Annotated in this window: 9 protein-coding genes; 5 read left to right on the plus strand and 4 right to left on the minus strand. The window is 72.1% G+C overall.

Going from position 1 to position 17,581, the window contains the following annotated elements:
* Nucleotides 1-40 precede the first annotated feature (40 nt).
* The 3 genes from OH735_RS24950 to OH735_RS24960 form a co-directional block, all read right to left on the minus strand.
* Nucleotides 41-1,621 carry an alpha/beta hydrolase gene (locus OH735_RS24950; protein ID WP_406383754.1) on the minus strand — a complete coding sequence of 527 codons (1,581 nt, stop codon included), beginning with the start codon at nt 1,619-1,621 and terminating at the stop codon, nt 41-43.
* A gap of 86 nt (nt 1,622-1,707) precedes the next feature.
* Nucleotides 1,708-3,315: an alpha/beta hydrolase gene (locus OH735_RS24955; RefSeq protein WP_406383756.1), complete on the minus strand. Its 1,608-nt coding sequence runs from the start codon at nt 3,313-3,315 to the stop codon at nt 1,708-1,710.
* A 374-nt stretch (nt 3,316-3,689) separates the two neighbouring features.
* Complete coding sequence (locus tag OH735_RS24960) at nt 3,690-6,539, minus strand: YbhN family protein (protein WP_406383757.1); 2,850 nt, start codon at nt 6,537-6,539, stop codon at nt 3,690-3,692.
* A 236-nt stretch (nt 6,540-6,775) separates the two neighbouring features.
* Here OH735_RS24960 and OH735_RS24965 point away from each other — a divergent pair, with 236 nt between their 5' ends.
* The 5 genes from OH735_RS24965 (at nt 6,776) to nudC (ending at nt 17,168) form a co-directional block, all read left to right on the plus strand.
* Nucleotides 6,776-7,207 carry an MGMT family protein gene (locus OH735_RS24965; protein WP_406383759.1) on the plus strand — a complete coding sequence of 144 codons (432 nt, stop codon included), beginning with the start codon at nt 6,776-6,778 and terminating at the stop codon, nt 7,205-7,207.
* Nucleotides 7,208-7,600: 393 nt separating this feature from the next.
* The gene (locus OH735_RS24970) at nt 7,601-11,071 is read left to right on the plus strand and encodes an ATP-dependent helicase (protein WP_406383760.1); all 3,471 of its coding nucleotides are present in this window, start codon (nt 7,601-7,603) and stop codon (nt 11,069-11,071) included.
* Nucleotides 11,072-11,132: 61 nt separating this feature from the next.
* Nucleotides 11,133-14,771, plus strand: a complete 3,639-nt coding sequence (locus tag OH735_RS24975; protein ID WP_406383761.1) for a UvrD-helicase domain-containing protein — start codon at nt 11,133-11,135, stop codon at nt 14,769-14,771.
* Nucleotides 14,772-14,781: 10 nt separating this feature from the next.
* Nucleotides 14,782-16,176, plus strand: coding sequence for a dipeptidase (locus tag OH735_RS24980; protein ID WP_406383762.1), 1,395 nt, complete (start codon nt 14,782-14,784; stop codon nt 16,174-16,176).
* A gap of 44 nt (nt 16,177-16,220) precedes the next feature.
* Nucleotides 16,221-17,168 carry an NAD(+) diphosphatase gene (gene nudC / locus OH735_RS24985; RefSeq protein WP_266748400.1) on the plus strand — a complete coding sequence of 316 codons (948 nt, stop codon included), beginning with the start codon at nt 16,221-16,223 and terminating at the stop codon, nt 17,166-17,168.
* Nucleotides 17,169-17,298: 130 nt separating this feature from the next.
* Here nudC and OH735_RS24990 read toward each other — a convergent pair whose 3' ends face one another.
* On the minus strand, nt 17,299-17,553 hold the full coding sequence (locus OH735_RS24990; RefSeq protein WP_351075460.1) for a mycoredoxin: 255 nt from the start codon (nt 17,551-17,553) through the stop codon (nt 17,299-17,301).
* Nucleotides 17,554-17,581 lie beyond the last annotated feature (28 nt).

A 17,581-nucleotide genomic window follows, 5' to 3' on the forward strand; every position in this document is an offset into this window, starting at 1 on the left:
TGTTGCGGACCGGCCCCTTCGGTATCCCCGGGGATCCGCGTTACGAGCAGGTCCTGCCGTCCGCCGGGACCTTCCCGTCGAGGAAGTACGCGTCCACGGTCGACGTCACGCACGCGCTCTCACCGTACGAGCCGTGCCCCTCGCCCTTGTTGGTGAGCATGATGCCGACGCCCTTGCCCAGTTCGTCCGCCATCTTCCGCGCACCCTCGTAAGGCGTCGCGGGGTCTCCGGTCGTGCCGATGACCAGGATCGGACCGGCGCCCGGAGCGCTCGCTTCCGGGTTCTCGTGCTCGCCCTCCACCGGCCACTGCGCACACCAGCCGGCCGTGTCCCACGCCAGGAACGGTCCGAACACCGGGGACAGTTGCCGGAACTCGGGCAGCATGGCCCGGGCCTCGGCCGCCGTCGGTCGGAGCTTGCTGTCCGCGCAGGAGACGGCGCGCTGCGAGTGGTTCTGGGTGTCGTAGTGGCCCTTCTCGTCCCGGCCGTTGTACGCGTCGGCCATCTGCAGCAGCATCGTGCCGGTGCCCCTCTTCTCGGCCTCGTCCAGCGCCTGGGTCAGATACGGCCAGCTGCTCTTGGAGTAGAGCGGCATGACGATGCCGGTGATGGCCAGCGACTGGTTGAGCTCACGGCCCGAGGCGGTCGGCAGCGGCTTCCTGTCGATCCGCTCCAGCAGCCGGGCGATGCGTTCGGTGCCCGCCTTCGGGGCCTGGCCGCGGTCCTTGAGGTAGTTCTCCAGCGCCCGCTGGAATCCTGTCGCCTGGTTGCGGGCGTGCCCGATCGCGTCCGCGGTCGGGTCGACGACGGCGTCCAGGACGGTGCGGCCCACCTTCTTCGGGAAGAGGTGCGCGTAGGTGCCGCCCAGCTCCGTGCCGTACGACATGCCGAAATAGGTGAGTTTCTGGTCGCCGAGCACCTCGCGGATGAGGTCCATGTCCCGGGCGGCGTTCGTCGTACCGACGTACGGCAGGACTTTGCCGGAGCGGCGCTCGCAGCCGGCGCCGAAGTCCGCGCCGTCCTTCATGAACGCGGCCTCCTCCGCCGCCGTGTCCGGAGTCATGTCGACCTTCCGGTAGGCGTCCTCCGCCTCCTTGTCGGTACGGCAGTTCACCCCCGCGCTGCCCGCGACGCCGCGCGGGTCGAAGCTCACCAGGTCGTAGCGGGCGTTGAGCTTCTCGTACGAACCGGCGGCGCGCGGCAGTATCGAGACGCCCGAACCACCGGGGCCGCCGAAGTTGAACAGCATCGAGCCGAGGCGCCGGCCCTTGTCCCGGGCCTCCTTGCGGATCAGCGCGATCCGGATGGTGTCGCCGTCCGGCTTCGCGTAGTCCAGCGGTACCTCGACGGTCGCGCACCGCCACCCGGCCCCGGGAGCGCTGCCGCCCGCGGGGGCCTTGCAGCTTTTCCAGACCGGCCGCTGGGAGGTGAGCGTGGCGGGCAGGGCGGGCGTGCCGGGCTGCCCGCCCGTCGTGGCGGACGACTTGCCGGGCGAGGACGCCGCACCGTGGTCCGTCCTGTCGGCCGGTTTGTCGTCCGTACCACTGTCACAGCCGGCGAGCAGCCCCGTCAGCAGTAGTGCGGCGCCGGCCAGCGCCCCGGCGCGTGCGTGTCCTACCACGTGTACGTCCTCCCCATGTACCTGTACGTACTACGTACAGAAGGTGCGCCCATGCTAGGGCCTGTCAGGCCGTTCACGGCCGGGGCCTACTTGCAGACGGTCCCGGCCGCCGGAACCCTGCCGTCCAGCAGATAGCCGCCCACGGCGTTCTGCACACAGGCGTTGCCACTGTTGTACGCGCCATGCCCCTGGCCCTCGTACGTCATCTGCACACCAACACCCTTGCCCAGCGCGTCGGCCATCGCCTTCGCGCCCGCGTAAGGGGTCGCCGGGTCGCCGGTGTTGCCGATGACGAGGACGGGGGCCGCGCCCGGGGCGCTGACGTCCGGGGTCGTCCAGGCGCCCGCCACCGGCCAGCCGGTGCAGGCCAGCAGACCCCAGCCCAGATAGTCACCGAAGATCGGCGAGGCGGACCGGAACTCCGGGAGCTTCGCCATGGCCTGGTCCGCGGTGAACCGCTGCTTGGAGTCGGCACAGTTGATGGCGGTGTTGGCGGCCATCAAATTGTCGTAGTGCCCGTCGGCCTCACGGCCGTTCAGCGAGTCCGCGAGGGCGAGGAGCAGCGCGCCGTTGCCGCCGTCGGCCTCGTCCACGCCCTGCTCCAGCAGAGGCCAGGTCTCCTTGGAGTAGAGGGCGGCCGCGATGCCGGTGAGGGCCAGGGTCTGCGTCAGCTGCCGGGACCCGATCCCCGGGATCGGCTTCTTCTCCAGCCGGGTGAGAAGGCCGGAGATGCCCTGCTCGACCTCCTTCCCGGTGGAACCGGGGAGCTTGCAGGCGGCGCCGCGGTCCACGCAGTCCTTGGCGAAGTTGTCCAGCGCGAGCTGGAACCCCTTGGCCTGGCCGAGCGAGGACTGCTCGGAGTCCAGGGTCGGGTCGACCACCCCGTCCAGCACCAACCTGCCGACGTTCTTCGGGAACAAGTGGGCGTAGACGCCGCCCAGCTCGGTGCCGTACGAGATGCCGAAGTAGTACAGCTTCTTGTCGCCGAGCACCTGACGCATCAGATCCATGTCGCGGGCGGCGTTGGTGGTGCCGACGTAGGGGAGCTCCTTGCCGGAGTTCTTCTCGCAGGCCGACGCGAACGTCTTGATGTCCTTGACGAAGGCATTCACGTCGGCGCTGCCGTCCGGGGTGGCGTCGGTCTGGTAGCGGGCGTCGAGCTGCCGGTCGGTCTCGCACTCCACGCCCGCGCTGTTACCGACCCCGCGCGGATCGAAGCTGACCAGGTCGTAGCGGGCGCGGAGCTTGTCGTAGTCGGTGCCGAAGGCGGGCAGGGTGGCGACGCCGGAGGCGCCGGGGCCGCCGAAGTTGAAGATGAGGGAGCCGATCCGCTTGTCCGCGCTTTTGGCCCTGGCCCGGATGAGCGCCAGCTCGATCGTCGCGCCGCCGGGGTTCGCGTAGTCGAGCGGGGCCTTCATGATGGAGCACTCCCAGGGCGCGCCGCCGGGCAGGGGCGACGGCGCCTTTCCGCTGCCCTGCTCGGGGGACGGGGCGGGGCAGGGCTTCCATGTCAGCTTCTGGGAGGCGAGGTCGCCGGAGCCGCTGCTCGCCTCGGCGGCGTTCGCGGCGAGCGGGGAGTTCTGCGGCCCGACCGGGCCGCCCTTGTCGCTGCTCTCCGAGCAGGCGGTGAGGGGAAGGAGCACGGTGACGGTGGCGGCGAGAGCGGCGGCACGCAGGGCAGGGGAGGTCCTCATGGCCCCATCGTGCGGCGGGAACCGGACCGCTGCACGAGCACCGGTCCAAGCGGGTGGCCGAGGGGCGCCGGGATCGCCCGACCGGCCTTGCGATGGCGCGACCGGCCTCATGGGCGGCGGACGCCGACCGGCCCGAGAACGAGCTCGCAGGACGGCTGAGGACCTGTCAGCGCTCGCTCGCGGCCGTACGGGCGTCGGAGTCCGTCTTCGTCCTGCGGGTCGGGGCTCGCCCTAACGGGTCGGAGCAGCCTCTGCGGGTCAGAGCTCGCTCTTGCAGGTCGAAGCGGCCTCTGCGGGACAGATGCCCTTGCGGGTCGGAGCTCGCCCTTACGGGTCGGAGCTCGCCCTTACGGGTCGGAGCTCGCCCTTACGGGTCAGAGCTCGCCCTTACGGGTCAAGTGGTTGAAGCAGAGCCAGCCGGGAAGCACCGGCAGCCACAGCGTCAGCAGCCGGTAGAGCAGAACGGCCGGTGCCGCGACCTCCTTCGGCAGGCCGACCGCGATCAGCCCGAGTGTCAGCGCGCCCTCGACCGCACCCATTCCGCCCGGCGTGGGCGCCGCCGAGCCCAGCGCGTTACCGGCCAGGAAGACCACCGCGATGCTCGCGTAACTGAGATGCGGCACATCCGGGCCGCTGAACGCCCGTACCGACGCGTCCAGACACATCACGAACAGGCCGGTCAGCAGCAGCATCCCGCCGATGCCTGTGAGCAGCTTCTGCGGCCGCTGCACCACGTCGATCATGCGCGGTACGACTCCGGCGAACAGCGACCGCACTCGTGTCACCACGAACTTCCGCAGGAACGGAACCGCCGTCACCACCAGCACCAGCACGGCGACCGTCAGCAGCCCGGCAATCACGGTCCTGGAGGGCGTGAGCGAGGACGGGGTCCTCTCCGTACCGGTCAGATAGCCGAACGCCGCCAGCAGCAGGATGTGGCAGCCGAGACCGAACAGCTGCGAGGCGCCGACACTCGCCACGGCGAGCCCCGGGCGTACGCCGGCACGCTGGAGGAAGCGGGTGTTCAGCGCGACACCGCCCACCGCAGCCGGGGCGACGATCTTCACGAACGACCCGGCGACCTGCGCCAGCACGGTCTTGCCGAACGGCACCCGCTCCGGCACGAAGCCCAGCAGGCTCATCGCCGCCGCGACATAACTGAGGGCCGAGAAGCCGACCGCGGCCGCCACCCAGCCCCACTCCGCCTGCTCGACGACCGCACCGAAATCCGCCTGGGTGACCTGCGAGATGAGGAAGTACGCGGCGATCGCGCCGGCGATGCAGCTGACCAGGGTGCGCGCCTTGATGCGCTCCAGCCGGACCGGTTCGACCGGTGCCTGCGGCCGGATCAGCAGCACCTGCTGCCGCATCTGGGAGAGCAGATCCTCCTCGCGCGCCTCTTCCAGGGCGTCTTCCATGGCCCGTTTCTTGGCCTGCTTCTGGATACGGAGCGACTTGCGGGCCGCCTTGTGGTCGGTACCCGTGGCGGCGGTGGCAGGCTCCTGCGCCGCCGCGTGTTCGAGTGCCCGGGCCCGCTTGGCCGCGTCCGACGCGTCGAGCACCGCCTCACGCTCGCGCTGCGAGCGCTCCCGGGCGAGCCGGCGCAGGGTCGCCCGGGTGGAGCGGCTCAGCGCGATCGGCTGGAGCAACGGCAGACAGTCCGCCACGGCATCGGGCCCCAGCACCTCCAGCGCACCGGCCACGGCCCGCTCGGCGCCCACCCGCAGACCCGTGGTGGTCAGCAGCTGGGCGACGTCCATCCGCAGGACCAGATCCCCGGCCGCGATCTCGCCGCCGCGCAGATCGGTGACGAACACCTTGCCGGAACGATCCACCAGGATGGCGTCACCGGTGAGCCTGCGGTGGGCGATGCGTCGCGACTGGAGCGCCTTCACCTGATGCCAGGCGCCGCGCACCAGCTCGTCGGTGATCTCCGAGTCCTCCAGCGCGTCCAGCGAACGGCCGCCGATGTGCTCGTACACGAGCATCACGGCGTCGGGCCCGAGCTCGGAGGTGGCGATCAGTTTGGGCGCGTTGGCCCCGGCGGCGATCGCCGCGTACGCGAGCAGCGCCTCCTGCTCCAGCGCCTGGCGCAGCGACTGGATGGAACGGCGCTGGGTGATGCCGCGCAGCGTGAGCCTGCGCCACACCCGGTAGAAGAAGCCCTGGGCCTGCTGCTCGCGGTCGACGACCGTCACGTCGAGCGGTGGCCCGTCCTCCAGGGTGACCAGATAGCCCCGCCCCCGGTCGTTCTGGTCACCGGAGTCGGGCGCGTCCTCGGCGCGCATCGCGGTGACCGGGTGGAAGCCGACATGGCGCAGACCGGCCATCAGGTGCTGACCGGTCGGCCGTACGTTGGGCGAGCCGACCGTGTACAGCGTGCCGTACGCCACGGTCCAGCCGATCAGCACGGTGAGGACGATCGAGAACGGGGTCGTGTAGCCGCCGACCAGCATGGCGAACGCGTCGAGCAGCAGCACCACCCACAGCACGACCCGCCAGCGCGGCCGTCTCGCCATCCCGACCGCCGTCATATAAGCGATCACGGGCGCGAGATAGCCGTGTACGGGATCGGTGAGCGCGTCACCGGGCTGCGGCTGGGTCAGGGCGTCCTGGATGGTGCCGGGGGCGGACTTGGCCACCCAGAGGTCGGCGGCGAGCGTGACGCCGTGCGCCAGTACGGCGGCGAGCACGCCGTCCGCGATCCGTAGCCCGTCGCGTTTGATCAGCCGCTCGATGGCGAACGCGACCGGAACGAGCAGCACGGCGATGCTGGACACCAGCCCGGCCATCTTGATCAGGATGTCGGGCGCCTGGCCGGTGCCCTTGTTGATGTCCTGTTCGAGGCCGGTGGTCGTGCCGTGGGCGAACGCGGCGATGAAGAACAGGATGACGATCGCGAGGACGCCGATGAGGAGCCGCATGAGATCGGAGGGGCGGTGCACCCGGGCGGGGAGCAGCGGCTCGTCGCCCGAGACGCGCTCGGCCTGTTCCGCCGCGGAGGTCGAGAGCGTCGAGCCGGTCAGGTGCTCGGGGACGTCCTGCCGCCCGACACCTGGAGTTGTCCGCTGCGCGCCGGATGCGTCGTGCTCCGCCTGCTTCGCCGGCTCCGTACCGGGCGTACCTCGCTCCGCTCCGGGCTTTTCGGCGGGCCCGTCCGACACATCCGACATGTCCGAGTGCGGCTCGGCGTCAGGGGCGTCCGCCGCCTTCGGTGGCTGCACGCCCTGCTCCTTCGTCGCCTCTGATTGGTCTTCGTGTTCTCGTATCACCGGTCACCGCCTGCACGATGGTGGCACGGCCCGGCGACAGAGGAGGGCGTCAGGGTGCACTGCGCGGACACGCGAAGCGCAACATACGCTCCTTTGCTTCCGCACGCACGCCCCATGAACGGGCGCCCGCGGGCCGGGCCGGGCTGTCGGTGGTGTACGGCAGGATGGGTCGGATGAGCCAACACCGGATGAGCCAACACCGGACGAGCGGCAACGGGACGAGCGACGACCGGGCGATCGACGAGCTGCCGGAGTACGCGGAGCGGGTCCTCGATGTCGCCGAGCTGATCCCGCCCGGCCGTGTCATGACGTACGGAGATGTCGCCGAGTGGCTCGGCGACGGCGGCCCGCGCCAGGTAGGCCGGGTCATGGCGCTGTACGGGGCCGCGGTGCCGTGGTGGCGTGTGGTGCGCGCCGACGGGGCGCTGCTGCCCGGCCACGAACTGCGGGCGCTGGACCGCTACCGCGAGGAGAGCACCCCGCTGCGCGAGGCGTCGCGCGGCGCGGAGGGCCATCTGCCGCGCCTCGACATGAAGCGGGCGCGGTGGGACGGCGTCACCGGTCGCGCGGTCGGTGACGCCGACGCGGACAGGGACAGGGGCGGAGGTGCTCACATCTGACAGCTTCGGCCATTCGGGTGCCCAATGGGCGGCGCCGGGCCCGGCGCGTGATGTGGAACACGACGCGGTGCGCGACGGCACCCCCGAGGTATGTGCCACCTGAGACACCCGTGACGCCTGTGGCACGCGCGAGGTGTGTGACACCTGCGATATCTGTGACACCTGCGACACCCGTGGCCCCGAACGTGACGAGGTACGCAGCGGACTCGCCCCGCACCGCGCCCCTGCTGGCGTAGCGTCGTCAGTTCGCAGCACGTACCGCACTCTCATCACCGGTACACCCAGTACACGCACGTAAAAGCCCCGTGCGCGCACGCACAACCCACGCACATCCAGTACACCCGACATGTACACCCAGTACACCCAGTACACCCACCAGGACCGGCGACCCACGTGAGCACCTCCTCCACCACCCGGCACAGTCCGCACCGTCAGGCACGGCAGCGGACCGCGGGCGCGTACCGGCTGGTGCGCACCCCGCCGGGCTCCGTGGACCCCCCTCTCCTGGACGCGGCGCAGCGCGCGGTGGTTGATCACCCCGGCGGCCCGCTCCTGGTGCTCGCCGGACCCGGCACCGGCAAGACGACCACGCTCGTCGAGGCGGTCGCCACCCGTGTGACCTCGGGCACCGACCCGGCCCGCATCCTGGTCCTCACCTTCAGCCGCAAGGCCGCCGTGGAGCTGCGCGACCGGATGGCTGCCCGGCTCGGTGCGGCCCGCGGTCCGCAGGCCACCACGTTCCACTCCTTCTGTTACGCACTGGTCCGCGCCCATCAGGACGCCGACCTCTTCGCCGAACCGACGCGGCTGCTTTCCGGGCCGGAGCAGGACGTCACCGTCCGCGAGCTGCTCGCCGGCCAGCTCGAACTGGAACGGGACGGCTTCCCGCACATCCGCTGGCCCGACGAGTTGCGGGCCTGTCTGACCACGCGCGGTTTCGCCGACGAGGTACGGGCGGTGCTCGCCCGCAGCCGCGAGCTGGGCCTGGGCCCGGACGCGCTGGCCGACTTCGCCCGCCGTACCGGCCGGCCGGACTGGGGCGCCGCCGCCGCCGCGTTCCTCGCCGAGTACCTGGACGTGCTGGACGCGCAGGGGGTGCTGGACTACGCGGAGCTGGTGCACCGGGCCGTCCTGCTCGCGGAGCGCCCCGAGGTGTCGGAGCTGCTGGCCGGGCGGTACGACGCGGTGTACGTGGACGAGTACCAGGACACGGACCCGGCGCAGGTACGGCTGCTGCGTGCGCTGGCCGGCAACCGGGGGAGCGCCCCGGGCGCCGGGGGCGGCCGGGACCTGATCGCCTTCGGTGACCCGGACCAGTCGATCTACGCGTTCCGGGGCGCCGATGTGAACGGCATCCTCGACTTCCCGGACATGTTCCGGCGGGCGGACGGCGCCCCGGCCCCGGTCGGCGTCCTCACCACCTCGCGCCGTTCCGGCAAAGAGCTGCTGGCCGCCACCCGGATGCTCACCCGCCGGATGCCGCTGACCCGGCTGCCCTCGGCGAAGGTCCGCGCCCACCGGGAGCTCGTCGCGGTCCACGAGGGCGGCAGCGTGGAGGCGTACACCTATCCGACCGCCTCCGCCGAGCTGGACAACATCGCCGATCTGCTGCGCCGGGCGCATCTGGAGGACGGCGTCCCGTGGCAAGAGATGGCGGTGCTCGTACGGGCCGGAGGCCGCGTGATCCCCTCCGTGCGCCGGGCCCTGACGTCGGCGGGCGTCCCCCTGGAGGTCGACGGCGACGATCTCCCCCTGCGCCACGAACCGGCGGTGGCCCCGCTCCTGACAGCACTCCGCGCGGTCGCCACAGCGGCCCTGCGCCGGAGTGCGCCGGGCGCGGAGGCCCCCGCTCCCGACCAGGAACCCGATCGCGATCCCGACCTCGATCCCGATTGCGAACCCGACCTCGATCCTGATCGCGGTCCCGACCTCGATCCCGACCGGGAACCCGGCACTCCCACGGAGGAACCGCCCGCCCCCGATGCGCCCCCCTGGCTGGACACCGAGACCGCACTGACCCTCCTCACCTCCCCTCTCGGCTCCATGGACGCGGCCGACCTGCGCCGGCTCGGCCGGGCCCTGCGCGACGAGGAGCGGGCCGCCGGGAATCGCGTACCGGCGCCCTCCGGCGACCTGTTGGCGCGCGCGCTCGCCGAGCCCGAACGGCTCGTCGCGCACGATCCGGCGTACGCCCGCGGTGCCCAGCGCCTCGGTGCGCTCCTGCGCAAGGCGCGCGAGCTCCTCGAAGGCGGCGGCACCGCGGAGGAGGCGCTGTGGGAGCTGTGGGCGGGTACCCCGTGGCCGGGGCGGCTGGAGCGTGCCGCACTGCGCGGGGGCGCGGGCGGCCGCAACGCCGACCGCGACCTCGACGCCGTCTGCGCGCTCTTCGACACGGCGGCCCGGGCCGAGGAACGTACCGGCGGACGGGGCGCGCTCAACTTCCTGGAGGAGGTCGACGCCCAGGACATCGCCGCCGACACCCTGTCCAGGCGCGCGGTGCGCCCCGAGGCCGTACGGCTGATGACCGCGCACCGTTCCAAGGGCCTGGAGTGGCGCCTCGTCGTCGTCGCCGGCGTGCAGGAGGGGCTCTGGCCGGATCTGCGCCGCCGCGGTTCGCTGCTCGAAGCGGACCGGATCGGCCGCGACGGCCTGGCCGAGCCGCTCACCCCCGGTGCCCTCCTCGCCGAGGAACGCCGCCTCTTCTACGTCGCGGCGACCCGGGCCCGCGAACGTCTCGTCGTCACCGCGGTCAAGGCACCCGCCGACGACGGCGATCAGCCCTCCCGCTTCCTCACCGAACTCGGCGTCGAACCGCGCGACGTCACCGGCCGGCCGCGCCGCCCGCTCGCCGTCGCCGCGCTCGTCGCCGAACTCCGCGCCACCACCGTCGACCCCGACGCCTCCGACGCCCTGCGCGAGGAAGCCGCCCACCGCCTCGCCCGCCTCGCCGCGCTCACCGACGACGAGGGCCAGCCGCTCGTACCCGCGGCCCACCCCTACCGCTGGTGGGGCCTGTACGAGCCGACCCGTTCCACCGCCCCGCTCCGCGACCGGGACCAGCCCGTGGCCCTGTCCGGCAGCGCGCTCGATCAGCTCGCCAACACCTGCGCGCTCCAGTGGTTCCTCGGCCGCGAGGTGAAGGCCGACGCCCCGGCGACGGCCGCCCAGGGCTTCGGCAACGTCGTCCACGTCCTGGCCGACGAGGTGGCATCCGGGCGCACCCCCGCCGATCTGGCCGTCCTGATGGAGCGGCTCGACTCGGTCTGGGACGGCCTCGTCTTCGACGCCCCCTGGAAGTCCCAGCAGGAGAAGGAACAGGCCAGGGCCGCCCTCGAACGCTTCCTGCGCTGGCACGTCATGGACCGCGCCGGGCGCACCCCCGCCGCCAGTGAGCACGACTTCGACGTGACGCTGGAGGCGGGAGAGTACGAGGTACGCATCCGGGGCTCCATGGACCGCGTCGAACAGGACGCCGACGGCCGGGCGTACGTGGTCGACTTCAAGACCGGCAAACAGTCCCCGACCAAGGACGAGGTTGCCCGCCACCCCCAGCTCGCCGTTTACCAGCTGGCCGTACGGGAAGGTGCGGTCGACGAGATCTTCGACGGGCGGCGCCCCGTGCCCGGCGGCGCCGAACTCGTACAACTGCGCCAGCCCGCCCCCAAGAAGGAGGGCGGCGACGCCCTTCCCAAGGTGCAGGCCCAGGAGCCCCTCTCCGGTGAGTGGGTCCCCGACCTGCTGGCCACGGCTGCCGGACGGGTCCTGGACGAACGGTTCACGCCCACGACCGGCCAGCACTGCACGCACTGCGCCTTCCGCGCCTCGTGCAGCGCACAGCCGGAGGGCCGGCACATCCTGGAGTGAGCCGGGTCCGGAGTTCTGGGCGGCCCGCACGTTGTCAGTGCGTCCGGTTAGCCTCGGTCGGGTGTCCTCGCATATCACTGATCCCGAGCAGCTGAAGGAGCTTCTTGGGATCCCGTTCACCCCGGAGCAGACGGCCTGCATCACAGCGCCGCCCGCCCCGCAGGTGATCGTGGCCGGAGCCGGGTCGGGGAAGACCACGGTGATGGCGGCGCGCGTGGTGTGGCTGGTGGGGACCGGACAGGTGGCCCCCGAGCAGGTCCTCGGACTCACCTTCACCAATAAGGCGGCGGGCGAACTCGCCGAGCGCGTCCGCAAGGCCCTGGTCGCGGCCGGGGTCACCGATCCGGACGCCATCGACCCGGACAACCCCCCGGGCGAGCCCAGCATCTCCACGTACCACGCCTTCGCCGGCCGGCTCCTCACCGAGCACGGACTGCGCATCGGTCTCGAACCCAGCACCCGCCTCCTTGCCGACGCCATCCGCTACCAGCTCGCCGCCCGCGTACTGCGCGAGGCGCCCGGCCCCTACCCGGCCCTGACCAGGTCGTTCCCCACACTGGTCAGCGATCTGCTGGCCCTCGACGCCGAGCTGGCCGAACATCTCGTACGCCCCGAACAGCTCGCGGAGTACGACACCGACCTGCTCCGTACGCTCGAATCGGCCCGGCTCACCAACGCCGAGCTGCGCAAGATCCCCGAGACGGCCCAGGCCCGCCGGGAGCTGCTGCAACTGACCCGCCGTTACCGCGAGGCCAAAAGGAGCCGTGACCTGCTCGACTTCGGCGACCAGATCGCGCTCTCCGCCGAGCTGGCCCTCACCCGCCCGGAGGTCGGCGCGATCCTGCGCGACGAGTTCCGCGTCGTGCTGCTCGACGAGTACCAGGACACCTCGGTCGCCCAACGCCTGCTGCTCTCCGCCCTCTTCGGCCGTGGTCCGGAAGGCGGCGGTCCGGAAGGAGTCCCCGAGGGCCGCGGTCCGGAAGGCGGCGTCCTCGAAGCCACGGCGGCGACCGGGCACGCCGTCACCGCCGTCGGTGACCCCTGCCAGGCGATCTACGGCTGGCGCGGTGCCTCCGTGGCCAACCTCGACGACTTCCCGCTCCACTTCCCGCACGCCGACGGCACCCCCGCCACCCGCTACTCCCTCAGCGAGAACCGCCGCAGCGGCGGCCGGCTCCTCCACCTCGCCAATGGCCTCGCGGCACCCCTGCGCGCCATGCACGAGGGCGTCGAGGCCCTGCGCTCCGCCGCTGGTGCCGAGCGCGACGGCATCGTCCGCTGCGCCCTGCTGCGTACCCACACCGAAGAGATCGACTGGCTGGCCGACTCGATCGCCCACCTCGTCACGACCGGCAAGGCGCCCGGCGAGATCGCCGTCCTGTGCCGCACCGCGGGCGACTTCCCGGAGATCCAGGCGGCGCTGGTGGCCCGTGACATCCCGGTCGAGGTCGTCGGCTTGTCCGGGCTGCTGCACCTGCCCGAGGTCGCCGACCTCGTCGCGGTCTGCGAGGTCCTTCAGGACCCCGGCGCCAACGCCTCCCTGGTCCGGCTGCTCACCGGCCCCCGCTGGCGGATCGGCCCCCGCGACCTGGCGCTCCTAGGTCGCCGCGCCCGCCTCCTCGTCCACCGCGCGGCCCACGGCGACGAGGAGGACTTCGACGCCGACCGCCGCCTCGCCGAGGCCGTCGAGGGCATCGACCCGGCCGAAGTGATCTCGCTCGCCGACGCGCTGGACACCTTCCTCGAATCGGGCGGCGGCGTGGACGACGGGCTTCCGTTCTCCACCGAGGCCCGCATCCGCTTCGCCCGCCTGGCCGCCGAACTGCGCGACCTGCGCCGCTCACTGGCCGACCCCCTGATGGACGTGCTGCACCGCGTCCTCGCCACCACCGGCCTGGAGGTCGAGCTCTCCGCGTCGCCGCACGCCCTGGCCGCCCGCCGCCGCGAGACCCTCGCCAACTTCCTCGACGTGGCCGCCCGCTTCGCCGCCGTCGAAGGCGAGGCCACCCTCCTCGCCTTCCTGGGCTTCCTGCGGACCGCGGTCCAGTACGAGAAGGGCCTGGACAACGCCCTGCCCGGCGGCGAGAACACCGTCAAGGTCCTCACCGCGCACAAGTCCAAGGGACTGGAGTGGGATGTCGTCGCCGTGCCCGGCCTGGTCACCGGCCAGTTCCCGAGCAGCCAGTCCCGCGACGCCTGGACCGCCCAGTCCAAGGTCCTCCCGCACGCCCTGCGCGGGGACGCGGCCACCCTCCCCGTCCTCCACTCCTGGGACGCCAAGGGGCTCAAGGGCTTCAAGGAGGAGATGAAGGAGCACCAGCACACCGAGGAGCTCCGCCTCGGATACGTCACCTTCACCCGGCCCCGCACCCTGCTGCTCGGCTCCGGCCACTGGTGGGGCCCGAGCCAGAAGAAGCCGCGCGGCCCGTCCGGCTTCCTGCACGCGCTGTACGAGCACTGCGTGGCCGGACACGGCGAGATCGAGGCCTGGGCGGACGAACCGGCCGAGGGCGAGGAGAACCCGGCGCTCGCCGAGAGGGACGCCGACCACGCGTGGCCGCTTCCCCTCGACGACACCGCGCTGACCCGCCGCCGGGCCGCCGCGGACACGGTGATGGCGCATCTGGAGGCCCTGGCCGCGACGGGCGGTGCGCTGCCGGATGCGTACGAGGCGCTGCCCGATGCCCCGGAGCCGTACGACGGCCCTGATGGCGCCCCGTACGACGACGGCTTGTTCCCCGACGACGACCTGTTCGCCGGCGACGCCACGTTCCCTGGCGACGAGGCGTTCCCCGACGGGGCGTTCTCCGACGGGGCCGACGACTGGGACGCCCTGTCCGCGGAGCCCCCGCAGCCCCCGGCCCCCGCCTCCACTCCCCACGCCCCCACCCCCCATCTCCCCGCAGCCCACGCCTCCGCTCCCCCCGCCTCCACTCCCCACGCCCCCACGCCCCATGTCCCCGCAGCCCGTACTCCCGAGCCCGCCGGGAAACGCGCCCTCACCCCGGAGGAATCCCGCACGCTCGCCTCCTGGGACCGTGACCTCGACGCCCTCACCGGCGAACTGCGCCGCGCCCGCGCCACCGTGCGCGACGTCCTCGTGCCCGCCTCGCTCTCCGCCACCCAGCTGCTGCGTCTCGCCGACGACCCCGAGGGCTTCGCCCAGGAGCTGGCCCGCCCGATGCCGCGCCCCCCGCAGGCCGCGGCCCGAAGAGGCACTCGTTTCCACGCCTGGGTGGAGTCCCGTTTCGAGGAGCTGCCGTTGCCCATGCTCGGGCCGGACGAGTTGCCCGGCGGCGACGAGAGCGACGCCGAGATCGCCGACGAGCGCGACCTCGCCGCACTCAAGGAGGCCTTCGAGCGCACCCCGTACGCCCGCCGAACTCCGTACCGCGTGGAGACGCCTTTCCAGATCACGCTGGCCGGCCGGGTGATCCGGGGCCGGATCGACGCGGTGTACCGCACCGGGGACACGTACGAGATCGTCGACTGGAAGACCACCCGCACCAACACCGCCGACCCCCTCCAGCTCGCCGTGTACCGCCTGGCCTGGGCCGAGCTGCACGACCTGCCGCTCACCGCCGTCACGGCCACGTTCCTGTACGTACGCAGCGGCGAGACCGTCCACCCCACCCGCCTCCCGGGCCGGGCGGAGCTGGAGCGACTCCTGCTGGACGAGCCACCCTCCACAGGCCGATAGGCTCAACCACATGAGCGAGACCCCGGACAGCGCCGTCCGTACGTACACCGAACAGCACCGTGCAGCCTTCCTCGACGACCTCGCCGAGTGGCTGCGCATCCCGTCCGTATCCGCCCAGCCGGTCCACGACGGGGACGTACGACGCAGCGCCGAGTGGCTGTCCGCCAAGCTCAAGGAGACCGGTTTCCCGGTCACCGAGATCTGGGAGACGCCCGGCGCTCCCGCGGTCTTCGCCGAGTGGCCGTCCCACGACCCGGACGCCCCGACCGTCCTCGTCTACGGGCACCACGACGTGCAGCCCGCCGCCCGCGAGGACGGCTGGGACACCGACCCGTTCGAGCCGGTGATCCGCGACGGCCGCATGTACGGACGGGGCGCCGCGGACGACAAGGGGCAGGTGTTCTTCCACACCCTTGGCGTACGGGCCCACCTCGCCGCCACCGGCCGCACCACCCCCGCCGTCAACCTCAAGCTGCTGATCGAGGGTGAAGAGGAGTCGGGCTCCCCGAACTTCCGCGCCCTGGCCGAGGAGCGGGCCGCCCGGCTCACCGCCGACGCCGTGATCGTCTCCGACACCGGCATGTGGGACGAGACGACGCCCACGGTCTGCACGGGCATGCGCGGCCTCGCCGAGTGCGAGATCGAGCTGCACGGCCCCGAACAGGACATCCACTCCGGATCGTTCGGCGGTGCGGTCCCCAACCCGGCGACGGCCGTGGCCCGGCTCGTCGCCGCACTGCACGACGCGGACGGCAGGGTCGCGATCCCCGGTTTCTACGACGGCGTGACGGAACTCACCGACACCGAGCGCGCGCTCTTCGCCGAACTGCCCTTCGACGAGGCGACCTGGCTGCGTACCGCCAAGTCCCGAGCGGCGTCGGGCGAGGCCGGCCACTCCACGCTGGAACGCATCTGGGCCCGCCCCACCGCCGAGGTCAACGGCATCGGCGGCGGATACCAGGGCGCCGGCAGCAAGACGATCATCCCGTCCTCCGCCCTGGTGAAGCTCAGCTTCCGGCTGGTCGCGGGCCAGGACCCCGACCACGTCCAGCAGGCCGTCCGGGCCTGGGCCGAGGCGCAGGTTCCGGCCGGTGTCCGGCACCGGATCACCTTCGCGCCCGCCACCCGCCCCTGCCTCACGCCGCTGGACCACCCCGCCCTGCAGGCCGTGGCCCGCGCCATGGGACGGGCCTTCGGCCAGAAGATCCTCTTCACCCGCGAAGGAGGCTCGGGGCCCGCCGCCGACCTGCAGGACGTGCTCGGCGCACCCGTCCTCTTCCTGGGCATCTCCGTACCGTCCGACGGCTGGCACGCACCCAACGAGAAGGTCGAACTCGGCCTTCTGTTCAAGGGCGTGGAGACAGCGGCCCACCTCTGGGGCGAATTGGCCGCCGCACTCCGCTGAATCCTCTGAACACCCGATCCATCCCGGGGGAGTAGGAAGCACCTGTGAGCACCTTCGACAACGCCACCACAGACCGGCCCATCGGTCTCACGGCGCCCAGCGGCATCGACCGTGCGGCGCACCACCGCCTCGACGAGGCCTGGCTGTCAGCCGCGTGGAGCCACCCGACCACCCGTGTGTTCGTCGTCTCCGGCGGGCAGGTGCTGATCGACGACACGGCCGACGGCGGTACGGAGATCGTCATGACCCCGGCCTTCGAGGCCCCGGTCACAGAGACCCACCGCTACTTCCTCGGCACGGACGAGGACGGCATCAGCTACTTCGCGCTCCAGAAGGACTCCCTGCCCGGCCGCATGGACCAGCCTGCCCGTCCGGCCGGACTGCGCGAGGCCGGGCTGCTGCTCGGCCCCCGCGACGCCGGCCTGATGGTGCACGCGGTGGCCCTGGAGAACTGGCAGCGCCTGCACCGCTTCTGCTCGCGCTGCGGCGAACGCACGGTCATCGCGGCGGCCGGCCACATCCGCCGCTGCCCGGCCTGCGGCGCCGAGCACTACCCGCGTACCGACCCGGCGGTCATCATGCTGGTGACGGACGACCAGGACCGCGCGCTGCTGGGCCGCCAGGTGCACTGGCCCGAGGGCCGCTTCTCGACGCTCGCGGGCTTCGTCGAACCGGGGGAGTCGATCGAGCAGTCCGTGGCCCGCGAGGTCTTCGAGGAGGCGGGCATCACGGTCGGCGAGGTCGAGTACATCGCCAGTCAGCCCTGGCCGTTCCCGTCCAGTCTGATGCTCGGCTTCATGGCACGCGCGACCTCGTCGGAGATCGACGTGGACGGCGAGGAGATCGAGGAGGCCCGCTGGTTCTCCCGCGAGGACCTGACGGCGGCCTTCGAGTCGGGCGAGGTCATGCCGCCGTTCGGCATCTCGATCGCGGCCCGCTTGATCGAGCTCTGGTACGGCAAGCCGCTCCCGAAGCCGGGCACGGTCGGCTGACGTACGGCTGGATACGGCCCACGGCACACGGCCCACGGCACACGAGAACGCCCTCTCCGGTCGCGCACCGGAGAGGGCGTTCGCGTACGGCGTTCCCGTACCGCGTTCCCGCACTGCGGGAGCTGCCGGATCAGGCGGCGAGCGCCTGCTTCACCTGGGCCAGGGACGGGTTCGTCATGACGGCCTCGACACCCGTGGAGCCGACCACCAGGACGGTGGGAACGGTCTGGTTGCCCCCGTTGGCCTTCTCGACGAAGGCCGCGGACTCCGGGTCCTGCTCGATGTTGATCTCGTTGTACGCGATGCCCTCGCGGTCCATCTGGCCCTTGAGCCGACGGCAGTAGCCGCACCACGTGGTGCTGTACATCGTCACAGTGCCCGGCATGTCTTCGCGCTCCTCTGTCTCGTCAGTC

The sequence above is a fragment of the Streptomyces sp. NBC_01618 genome (assembly GCF_045209435.1).
GTDB lineage: Bacteria > Actinomycetota > Actinomycetes > Streptomycetales > Streptomycetaceae > Streptomyces.